Annotated in this window: 10 protein-coding genes; 3 read left to right on the top strand and 7 right to left on the bottom strand. The window is 71.7% G+C overall.

The window, feature by feature from the left end; genetic code table 11:
- Positions 1 to 22: 22 nt before the first annotated feature.
- Positions 23 to 745 carry a TerC family protein gene (locus tag N787_RS14060; RefSeq protein ID WP_034215506.1) on the bottom strand — a complete coding sequence of 241 codons (723 nt, stop codon included), beginning with the start codon at positions 743 to 745 and terminating at the stop codon, positions 23 to 25.
- A gap of 13 nt (positions 746 to 758) precedes the next feature.
- Positions 759 to 1,142: a diacylglycerol kinase gene (locus N787_RS14065; RefSeq protein WP_034215507.1), complete on the bottom strand. Its 384-nt coding sequence runs from the start codon at positions 1,140 to 1,142 to the stop codon at positions 759 to 761.
- 130 nt (positions 1,143 to 1,272) lie between these two features.
- Between N787_RS14065 and N787_RS14070 the strand changes: the two genes are divergently transcribed.
- Positions 1,273 to 1,950: a DUF533 domain-containing protein gene (locus tag N787_RS14070; protein WP_052575504.1), complete on the top strand. Its 678-nt coding sequence runs from the start codon at positions 1,273 to 1,275 to the stop codon at positions 1,948 to 1,950.
- Between the two features lie 91 nt (positions 1,951 to 2,041).
- A complete protein-coding gene (locus N787_RS14075; protein ID WP_034215510.1) occupies positions 2,042 to 3,070 on the top strand; it encodes a TIGR00266 family protein in 1,029 nt (342 codons plus the stop codon).
- A 58-nt stretch (positions 3,071 to 3,128) separates the two neighbouring features.
- Here N787_RS14075 and N787_RS14080 read toward each other — a convergent pair whose 3' ends face one another.
- Positions 3,129 to 5,186, bottom strand: a complete 2,058-nt coding sequence (locus tag N787_RS14080) for a TonB-dependent receptor family protein (protein ID WP_156969065.1) — start codon at positions 5,184 to 5,186, stop codon at positions 3,129 to 3,131.
- Between the two features lie 28 nt (positions 5,187 to 5,214).
- Positions 5,215 to 6,204, bottom strand: a complete 990-nt coding sequence (locus N787_RS14085; protein ID WP_034215515.1) for an isoaspartyl peptidase/L-asparaginase family protein — start codon at positions 6,202 to 6,204, stop codon at positions 5,215 to 5,217.
- Between the two features lie 402 nt (positions 6,205 to 6,606).
- Here N787_RS14085 and N787_RS14090 point away from each other — a divergent pair, with 402 nt between their 5' ends.
- Entirely contained in the window at positions 6,607 to 7,794 is a 1,188-nt protein-coding gene (locus N787_RS14090) for a S8 family peptidase (protein WP_034215518.1), read from the top strand.
- Between the two features lie 121 nt (positions 7,795 to 7,915).
- Here N787_RS14090 and N787_RS14095 read toward each other — a convergent pair whose 3' ends face one another.
- From N787_RS14095 to N787_RS15170, 3 genes are all read right to left on the bottom strand, one after another.
- Positions 7,916 to 9,208, bottom strand: coding sequence for an ABC transporter permease (locus tag N787_RS14095; RefSeq protein ID WP_034215521.1), 1,293 nt, complete (start codon positions 9,206 to 9,208; stop codon positions 7,916 to 7,918).
- Positions 9,205 to 9,933 (bottom strand): ABC transporter ATP-binding protein, encoded by a 729-nt coding sequence (locus N787_RS14100; protein ID WP_084590829.1) that lies wholly within the window; start codon positions 9,931 to 9,933, stop codon positions 9,205 to 9,207. Before N787_RS14100 ends, N787_RS14095 begins: the two co-directional genes overlap by 4 nt.
- Positions 9,930 to 10,263 (bottom strand): hypothetical protein (locus N787_RS15170; protein ID WP_425387888.1); only part of this gene is annotated, 334 nt, incomplete at its 5' end. The genes N787_RS15170 and N787_RS14100, both read right to left, overlap by 4 nt.

A 10,263-nucleotide genomic window follows, 5' to 3' on the forward strand; every position in this document is an offset into this window, starting at 1 on the left:
TCCGTCGGGGCGAAGCGGCGGCCTAGCTCGGTCGTCGCTTCTTGCGCTGGGACAGGATGTTCAGGGTCTCCACGCCGGCCGAGAAGGCCATCGCGAAGTACAGGAACTTGCGGTCGATGTGGTACTCGAAGCCGTCGGCCACCAGGGCCACGCCGACCAGGATGATGAAGGTGAGCGCCAGCATCTTCACGGTCGGGTGCCGGTCGATGAAGTCGCCGATCGGGTTGGCCGCGAACAGCATCACCGCCACCGCCATCATGATCGCCGCCACCATCACCCAGCGGTTGTCGACCATGCCGACCGCTGTGATCACCGAGTCGAGCGAGAACACGATGTCGATCACGGCGATCTGCGCGATCACGTAGCCGAACACCGCCGAGGGCTTGGTGCTGATGTCCTCCTCCTCGTCCCGGCCCTCCATCGAGTCGTGGATCTCCATCGTGCCCTTCACCAGCAGGAACAGGCCGCCGGCGATCAGCACCAGGTCGCGCACCGAGAAGTCCTGGCCGAACAGGCTGAACAGGTTGTGCTGCATGCTGGCCAGGAAGGCCAGCGACAGCAGCAGCAGGATGCGGGTGACGCAGGCCAGCATCAGGCCGAACCGGCGCGCCTTCGGGCGCTGCTCGGGCGGCAGCTTGCTGACCGCGATCGAGATGAAGACCAGGTTGTCGATGCCCAGCACGATCTCGAGCGTGGCGAGGGTCAGCAGCGCGACCCACAGTTCAGTGCTGAAAAGCCATTCCATCGTGCAGGAACCTCTAGAGGAAACGGGGGCCGAGGACCAGGCCCCAGCAAAGCAGTACGTTCATGTCGGCCAGGAAGACCGCGGCCGAGCCCATGTCCTTGGCGCGGCCCGCGAGCTCGTGGTGCTCGGCGCCCCAGCGGTCCACGACCGCCTCGACCGCCGAATTGAGCACCTCGACCACCAGCACGCCCAGCAGCGAGCCGACCAGGATCGCCCGCTCGACGCCATCGGCGCCCAGCCACAGGCCCAGCGGCGCCAGCACCACGAACAGGTAGACCTCGAGCCGGAACGAGGACTCGAGCTGCCAGCAGGCGCGCAGGCCCTGCAGCGACCACACGAACGCGCTCCAGACCCGGAACGGGCTGCGCGGCGCATGGCTGCCGTTGCTGTCGGCCATCGGGGTCCCGGGGCGGAAGGGCGAGGGGCGCATTTTGACACATCCGCCCTGCGGGTCCGTCCCTGACCTTGTGCACTGCCCCGGGCCACCCCATTCTCGAACACTGTCCCCCGCGACCATGGAGCCGAGAATGTTCAACCCCGAGCAACTGTTGGGCCAGCTGATGGGCGACGCGATGTCGGGCCAGCTGGGCGGCCGCAAGCGCAAGCGCTCCAAGTCCGGCCTGGGCGCCCTGCTGGGCGGCTCGGGCGGGATCTCCACCGCCACCAAGGCCAAGGTCGGCCTCGGCCTGCTCGGCGTGGCCTATGCGGCCTACCAGCACTACTCGCAGCAAGGCGGCAGCGCGGCCCCCGCGCCGCAGCCGGTGATGGGCCAGGCGCCCCCGCCCGCGCCGGCCACGGCGTCGGCCATGCCGCCCCCGCCGCCGCCCGCCGCCAACCCCTCGCCGGCCCGGGTCGAGGAGGCCATGCACCTGCTGCGCGCCATGATCACCGCCGCGCACGCGGACGGCCTGATCGACGGCGACGAGCACGAGGCCATCCTCGGCCGCGCCCGCCAGGCCGGCATGGACGCCGACAGCCTGCGCGCGCTCGACGCCGAAATCCGCGCGCCGCTCACGCTCGAGCAGCTGACCGTGCGCACGCCGGCCGGCCAGCGCGCGGAAACCTACGCCGCCGCGCTGATCGCGATCACCGCCGATACCGCCGAGGAGCGCGCCTTCCTGGACCGGATGGCGGCGCAGCTGGAACTCGACGCGGCGACGCGAGCCGACATCCACGCACAGCTCGGGCTTCCCGCGTCGCCCTGACACCGTTCGGGACTGAAGTCCCTCCTACAACGGCACCTGTAGGAGGGCCTTCAGGCCCGAAGCTCTCATCCCCCCCACGAAGGAGCCCTCCATGCACCAGTGGTACCTCAGCTACAACGGCCAGCAGATCGGTCCGCTCGACCACGCCGCCGCCATCGCCCAGGCCAGCCGCGACGGCTCCGGCCACTGCTGGCGCCAGGGCTTCCCGGAATGGATCCCGATCTCCGCCTGCACCGAGCTGCGCGCCGAGTCGGCGCCGGGCGCGATGATGGCGCCGGTGCCGCCGCCGGCCGCAGCCGCCAGCCACGCCGGCCAGCGCAGCGACGTGATCGACTACCGCATCTACGGCGAGGACATGCAGTTCGTCGAGATCGAGCTTGATCCGGGCGAGAGCGCCGTCGCCGAGGCCGGTTCGCTGATGTACAAGGAGTCGGTGGTCAGCATGGACACCGTGTTCGGCGACGGCACCGCCGGTTCGGCCGGCGGTGGCTTCATGGACAAGCTGGTGGGCGCCGGCAAGCGCCTGATCACCGGCGAGAGCCTGTTCACCACGGTGTTCTCGCACGCCGGCGCCAGCGGCAAGGCCAAGGTCGCGTTCGCGGCGCCCTACCCCGGCACCATCGTGCCGATGACGCTCAGCAACTACGGCGGCACCATCATCGCGCAGAAGGACAGCTTCCTGTGCGCGGCGCGCGGCGTGCAGATCGGCATCTTCTTCCAGAAGAAGATCATGACCGCGCTGTTCGGCGGCGAGGGCTTCATCATGCAGAAGCTCACCGGCGACGGCCTGGTCTTCATCCATGCCGGCGGCACCATCATGGAGCGCGACCTGCGCCCGGGCGAGCGCCTGGACGTGGACACCGGCTGCGTGGTGGCGATGACCAGCACGGTGCAGTTCGACGTCAAGCCGGTCGGCGGCGTGAAGTCGATGCTGTTCGGCGGCGAAGGCGTGTTCCTGGCCACGCTGACCGGCCCGGGCAAGGTCTGGCTGCAGTCGCTGCCGTTCTCGCGCATGGCCGGCCGGATGATGGCCGCGGCCTACCAGCAGGGCGGCAGCAAGGGCGAAGGCTCGGTGCTGGGCGGGCTGGGCGGCATCATTTCCGGCGACCGCGGGTTCTGATCGCGCGGCGCGAGCCGCGAAGTGCGGGACCAGGCGGGCCCGGGAAACCGGGCCCGCTTCATTTCGCGGCGCGGAAATCCAGGCCCAGCCACAGCGTGCGCGGGGCGCCGGGCTCGAAGTAGCGGCCGTTGCCGTCGTTGGTGATCACCGAGCCGGCGTGGCGACGGTCGAGCGCGTTGTCCAGGCGAAGGAAAGCGTCGAGGCGCGGCGTCGCCGACCACGTCACGCCCAGGTCGAGCAGCCCGTAGCCCGAAGCCCGGTCGCTGCCAACGTCGTTGACGGTGACGGCGGAGACGCCGCGCACTTCCGCGAAGCCCCGCCAATCGCCGCGCCAACCGTCCCAGCGCAGGCGGCCCTGCGAGCGCGGCACGCCCGCGAGCCGCGTGCCGCGGGCGATGCGCTGGGTCGGCAGCGTGCAGGGCGCGCCGGCGCAGGCGAAGTAATCCTGGCGCATGGTCGCGTCGAGTCCGGTCCAGGCCAGCTGCAGCGACATCGCCTCGCCCAGCGGCGCGGCGAACTCCAGCTCCACGCCCTGCCGGCGCGTGCGCGCGGCGTTGGCGTAGCTGGCGCGGCCGCCGGCATTGGTCGCCACCACGAGTTCGTCGCGGGTGGCGGTGCGGAACACGGCGACATCGGCGCTGACGCCCGGCCGGGGCCGCCACTTCATGCCCAGCTCCAGGTTGCGGCTGCGCGCGGGGCGCAGGTCGAGGTTCAGGCCCGAGCCGCCGTCCGGGCGATACGCCAGTTCCACCAGCGTCGGCGTCTCGAAGCCGCTGCCGACGCTGGCATGCAGGTTCAGCGTCGGGCGCGCGCGCCACTGCAGCGCCAGCACCGGGGTGTAGCGTTCGAAGTCGACCGCGCCGCTGTCGTCCGGGTTGCCGGTGGTGACGTAGCGATCCTCCGAGCGGAAGCGCACCCGGCTGTGGCGCAAGCCGGCCAGCAGCGACCAGTCGTCGGCGAAGCGCCAGTCGGCCTGCGCGAACTGGTCGAAGGTGGCGACGTCGTTGCGCTCGTCGCGCCGCAGCCGGCCGCGCACGCCCAGCTGCGTGCCGACGAAGTTCTCGAAGCCGCGGCGCTGCTGCGCCAGGCCTTCCCAGCCCAGCCCCGCGGTCCACTTCAAATCGCGGCCAGCGAGCGTGGCCTCGCCGGCCAGGCGCAGTTCGCCGCCGAAGAAATCACTGCCCAGGTCGACGACGCCGCCGGACTGCAGCGGGTTGCCCTGCACGCCGACCGGGATGGCCAGGTACTGCTCGATGTCGCGCTGGCCGGCATAGGCCATGGCCTGCAGCCGCGCGACGCCAAGCGCCCGCTGCCAGGTGCCGCCGAGCTGCGACTGGCGCACCGACTTGCGGGTGTCGAAGGCCCGCGCCTGCGGCGTGGTTTGCGAAGGATCGGCATCGAATTGCGCGCGGTCCAGGCCGAGCGGGTCCTGCGCGTCCGGCGCGTCGAGGTGGTTGAACACCAGCGACCCGCCCTCGCCGCCGTCGCCCGGCCAGTGCAGGCGCGCGTTGAAGGACGTCCGCTCGGCGGCCGAATGCGGCCGGAACCCGTCCACGCGCAGGTGCGACAGCCCCGCCACCACGCCCGCGCCGCGCCACTGCGTGCGCAGGCCGGACGACACGCGCCAGTCGCCGGCATCCGAGCCGGCGGCGCCGAGGCGCCATTCGCCGGGCGCGACGCCCTCGCCGCTGAAGACCTGCAGCACGCCGCCCGAGGAATTGCCGTACAGCGCGGAGAACGGCCCGCGCAGCACCTCGACGCGCTCGGCGCTGGCGAGGTTGGCGTGCGAGAGCTGCGACTGCCCGTCCGGCTGGGTCGCGGGGATGCCGTCGATGATCACCCGCAGCCCGCGGATGCCGAAGCTGGCCCGCGTGCCGAAGCCGCGGATCGACACCTGCGTGTCCTGGGCATAGTTCTGCCGGTCGCGCGCCAGCAGCCCGGGCACGCCGCCCAGCCACTCCGACAGGTTCAGCCCGGGCGCCGCGTCCGGCGCCGTGCGCACCGACACCGCCGCCGGCGTCTCGAACACGCTTGCCTCCCGCCGCGTCGCCGTCACCGTCACCGGCTCCAGCGCCACCATCTCCGAAGCCGCCAACACCCAATGAACCAGGTTCATTTGCTGGCCACCGCCAAAGGAACCTGGTTCATTTGTCGTCGCGGAAGATGGCGGTGCCGCGGGTGCCGTCGGGCTTGAGCCAGGCGCGGTACATGCCGCTGGTGTTGAAGGGCATGGCGATGTTGCCGCGGCGATCGAGGGCGATGGCGCCGCCGTCGCCGCCGAGCGCGACGATCTCTTCGTTGATCACCGCGTGCGCGGCGGTCGCCAGCGCGTCGCCGCGCAGGCCGACGCGGGCGCAGATCGCGTGCGCGGCCGCGGTGCGCAGGTAGAACTCGCCCCAGCCGGTGCCGGACACGCCGCAGTTGGCGTCGGCCCAGGTGCCCGAGCCGATGACCGGCGCATCGCCGACCCGGCCCCAGCGCTTGTTGGTCATGCCGCCGGTCGACGTGGCCGCGGCGATATGGCCGCTGGCATCGAGCGCGACCGCGCCCACGGTGCCGAAATACGCGCCGGGCGCGGGAAGCAGCGCCGCACGCTCGCGCTCCTGCGCCTTATCAAGCTGCTCGCGGCGGCGCTCGGTGTCGAACCAGTCCGGCGCCACCCGCTCGAGCTCCGGCCGGGTGTCGGCGAAGGCCTCGGCGCCGCCCGCCGCCAGCATCACGTGCGGCGAGTGCTCCATCACCGCGCGCGCCAGCCGGATCGGGTTGCGCACCGTGCGCACGCCCGCCACGGCGCCCGCGCGTCGGGTGTGGCCTTCCATGATCGCGGCGTCGAGCTCATGGCCGCCCTCGGCGTTGAACACCGCGCCCTTGCCGGCGTTGAACCAGGGCGATTCCTCCAGCACGACGATCGCCGCGGTCACGGCGTCCAGCGCGCTGCCGCCGTCCTTGAGCACCGCCTGGCCGGCGTCGAGCGCGCGGTCGAGCGCCGCGCGCACCTCGCGCTCGTCTTCCGGCGACAGCGCACTGCGCTCGATGACGCCGGCACCCCCGTGCAGCACCAGGGCCGTCGGCGGCGGCGCGGCGAAGGCCGGGGCGGCCAGGGCGAAGGCGAGCGCGAGCAGGGTGCGGATCATGGTCGAAGGCCTCGGGAATGGACGCGGACGCACAGTCTAGCCGGGCCGGGCGAAGGCCCCGTGCACGCCCGTGCAGGCCGCGCAGATTTCTTGCCGCAAGGCAGCAATTCACGGCCCGCCCGGGCGCGCCCCCGCGTGCTGCGCTGCGGCGGACTTCACGGGTCGAGGCCGCTGCAGCGCGGCTGTCGACGATGGTGCATCGCGGTCGCCGCGCCGCAGCATGCGCCATGCCTGCACGGGGCGTTGACAGCCCCCGCGTGCGTCCCCTATCCACGGCCTGCCACGCGACGAAGGACACGGCGGGATGCCGACCGGAAGCCGCGGGCCGGTCCGACAGGGGAAGGACCGATGCGGGCGCAACGCCCAACCACCACCTGTTCGATCCATTCGGGGAGTCACACCATGAAGACCGTCAACCTGCTCGCGCTCGGCCTTGCCCTCGCGCTGGGCACCACGTCCACGCTCGCGTCCGAGCTGCGCCGCGCCGAGCATCCGATCAAGAACAGCTACATCGTCGTGCTCAAGCCCAACAGCCTCGTGCTGCCGGCCAACGCGCGCAACGGCCGCGAGGCCATGTCGATGGCGGTCGCCAACGCCGCGGTCGACCTCTCGGACCGCTTCGAGCTGCGCCCGCACCAGATGTACGACGTCGCCCTGCAGGGCTTCGCGGTCGAAGCGACCGAGAAGCAGATCCAGCGCCTGATCAAGGACCCGCGCGTGGATTACGTGGAAGAGGACGAAATGTCCTACATCCACGCCACCCAGACCGGCGCCACCTGGGGCCTGGACCGCTCCGACCAGCGCGACCGTCCGCTCAACGGCAGCTACATCTACGACTACACCGCCTCGAACGTGCGCGTGTACGTGATCGACAGCGGCATCCGCGCCAGCCACTCCGACTTCGGCGGCCGCGTGCTCTCGGGCTACACCGCGATCAGCGACGGCCGCGGCACCAATGACTGCAACGGCCACGGCACGCACGTGGCGGGCACCGTCGGCGGCGCCACCTGGGGCGTGGCGAAGGCGGCCCGGCTGGTGCCGGTGCGCGTGTTCGGCTGCACCGGCGGCAGCGCCAACTCGACGATCATCGCGGGCATCAACTGGGTGGCGAGCAACCACGTCAAGCCGGCGGTGGCGAACATGAGCCTGGGCGGTTCGGCCTCCTCGGCCACCGACACCGCCACCAACAACCTGATCAACGCCGGCGTGACCGTGGTGGTGGCCGCGGGCAACTCCAACGCCAACGCCTGCAACTACTCGCCGGCGCGCGTGGCCAATGCGATCACGGTCGGCTCGACCACGTCCACCGATGCGCGTTCGTCGTTCTCGAACTACGGCAGCTGCGTGAACATCTTCGGGCCGGGCAGCTCGATCCGTTCGGCCTGGTACACCAGCAACACCGCCACCAACACCATCAGCGGCACCTCGATGGCCTCGCCGCACGTGGCGGGCGCGGCCGCGCTGTACCTGGCGGCCAACCCGTCGGCCTCGCCGGCGACAGTGCGCAATGCGCTGTACTCGAAGGCGACCACCAACCGCCTGACCGGCATCGGCACCGGTTCGCCGAACCGCCTGCTCTACACGCGTTGATCCACCCGGCGCCCGGGGCGGCTCGCTGGCCCCGGGCGCTTCTCCTGTGGGAGGGACTTCAGTCCCGATGCCCTTCGCGAAAGGCATCGGGACTGAAGTCCCTCCCACAGCGGTTGGTGCATCAGCCCTGGTGGCGCAGCGCCTCGATCGGATCGAGCCGCGCCGCCTTGCGAGCGGGGTAGAACCCGAAGAACAGCCCGGTGGCGACCGAGAACCCGGTGGCCATCAGCACCACCTTCGCGTCCAGCATCACCGGCAACGCGCCGAACTTGCTGGCCAGCAGCGCACCGCCGACGCCCAGCGCGATGCCGATGAAGCCGCCGCCCAGCGAGATCAGCATCGCCTCGGCCAGGAACTGCGCCTGGATCTCCTTCGGACCGGCGCCGACCGCCATGCGCAGGCCGATCTCGCGGATGCGCTCGGTCACCGACACCAGCATGATGTTCATGATGCCGATGCCGCCGACGATCAGCGAGATGCTGGCCACCGCGCCCAGCAGCAGCGACATCAGCCGCGTGGTCTGGGTGCGGGTGCTGACGATCTCGGCGATGTTGCGCACCGCGAAATCGTCCTCCGCGCCCGGCGCGATGCGGTGGCGCTGGCGCAGCAGGGAATTCAACTCTTCCTCGACGTAGGCCAGGTCCTCGGCCCGCCCGACCATCACCGAGATCTGCTGCACCGTGCTGGCCTGGCGCGGCACCGCCGCGGCGGCGCCGGCGGCGGGCGTGGCCGTGGCAGGCGTGCTGGCCGCGGCCGCGGCGGGCGCCAGCCGGCGGCGGCCGGTTTCCAGCGGCACGATGATGATGTCGTCCGAATCCTGGCCCCAGTTGCCCTGGCCCTTGGGCACCAGCACGCCCACCACGCGCAGCGGCACGCGGCCCAGGCGGATCGTGGCACCCACCGGATCGGCATCGCCGAACAGCTCGCGGCGCACGGTCTCGCCCAGCACCACCACCTTCGCGGCCGAACTGAAGTCGCGGGCGCTGAAGCCGCTGCCCAGCGCGTACTCCCAGTCGTTGACCGGGAAGTAGTCGGCGTTCACGCCTTCCCAGCGCGTGGACCAGTTGTTCTCGGCGAACACCACCTGGCCGCCACCGCGGATCGAGGTGGCGACGTACTGGACTTCCGGGATTTCGCCGCGGATCGCTTCGGCGTCGTCGTCGGTGAGGCTGGCGGCCGAACCGGCGCCACCGCGCACGGGCCCCTGGCGCGAGGACGAGGCGAACACCTCGAGCCGGTTCGAGCCCAGCCGCGAGATCATCTGGTCGAGCTCGCTCTGCGTGCCCTGCCCCACCGACACCATCACGATCACCGCGGCGATGCCGATGATCACGCCCAGCGCGGTCAGGATGCTGCGCATGAAGTTGCCGCGCAGCGAGAACACCGCCGAGCGCAACACGTCGGGGAAAGTCATGCCGCGTTCTCCTTCGGGACCCAGCCATCGGCGTGCAGCTGGCCGTCGTGCATCACCACGATGCGGTCGGCGTGCTCGGCGATCGGCCGCTCGTGGGTGATGATGACGATGGTGCGGCCGCCGGCCTGCAGGCGCTCGAACAGCGCCATGATCTCCTCGCTGGTGCGCGAGTCGAGCGCACCGGTCGGCTCGTCGGCCAGCAGCAGCGGCGGCTGGTTGATCAGCGCGCGGGCGATGGCGACGCGCTGCTGCTGGCCGCCGGAGAGTTCGTTCGGGCGGTGCCCGGCGCGGTCGGCCAGGCCGACCTCGGCCAGCGCCTCCAGCGCCCGCGGCGCGCGCTCGGCCACCGGCACGTTCGAGTACACCAGCGGCATCATCACGTTCTCCAGCGCGGTCTGGCGCGAGAGCAGGTTGAAGCCCTGGAAAACGAAGCCGATCTTCTCCAGCCGCAGCTTGGCGCGCTGGGTGGCGTCGAGCGTGGCGACGTCGACGCCGTCGCAGCGGTAGGTGCCGGCGCTGGGTTGGTCGAGGCAGCCGATCATGTTCATCATCGTCGACTTGCCCGAGCCGGACGCGCCCATGATGGCGAGGAACTCCCCGCGCGGCACGACGAGGTCGACGCCGCGCAGCGCCACCACTTCGGCCGGCGTGCCCGGCGAGTAAACCTTGCGCAGGCCGACCAGCTCGATCATCGGCGCCTGCGATCCGGACGTCGGGGCCGTCATGCCGCCGGGCGCTCCTGCCCGGTGATCACCGCGTCGCCCTCGGCCAGTTCGCCCGATACCTCGGTGACCGTGCCGTCGGAGGCGCCCAGGCGCACCGCGACCGCACGCGGCTGGCCCTGGTCGAACACCCACACCACGCCGCGGCGGGCCGTGGCGAGCGCGCGCAGTTCTTCATCCCAGCGCGCCTGCTGCTCCGGCGACAGGGTGGCGCGGAAGTCGGCGAAGCTGCGGTTGAGCGCCTCGGCCATGCGCTGGCGCATCGCTTCCGGCGACGGTCCGCCGCCGCCCGGCGCCGCGCCCGCGCCCGGCGGGCGACCCCCGCCCGCGGCG

It is taken from the genome of Arenimonas metalli CF5-1, assembly GCF_000747155.1.
GTDB lineage: Bacteria > Pseudomonadota > Gammaproteobacteria > Xanthomonadales > Xanthomonadaceae > Arenimonas > Arenimonas metalli.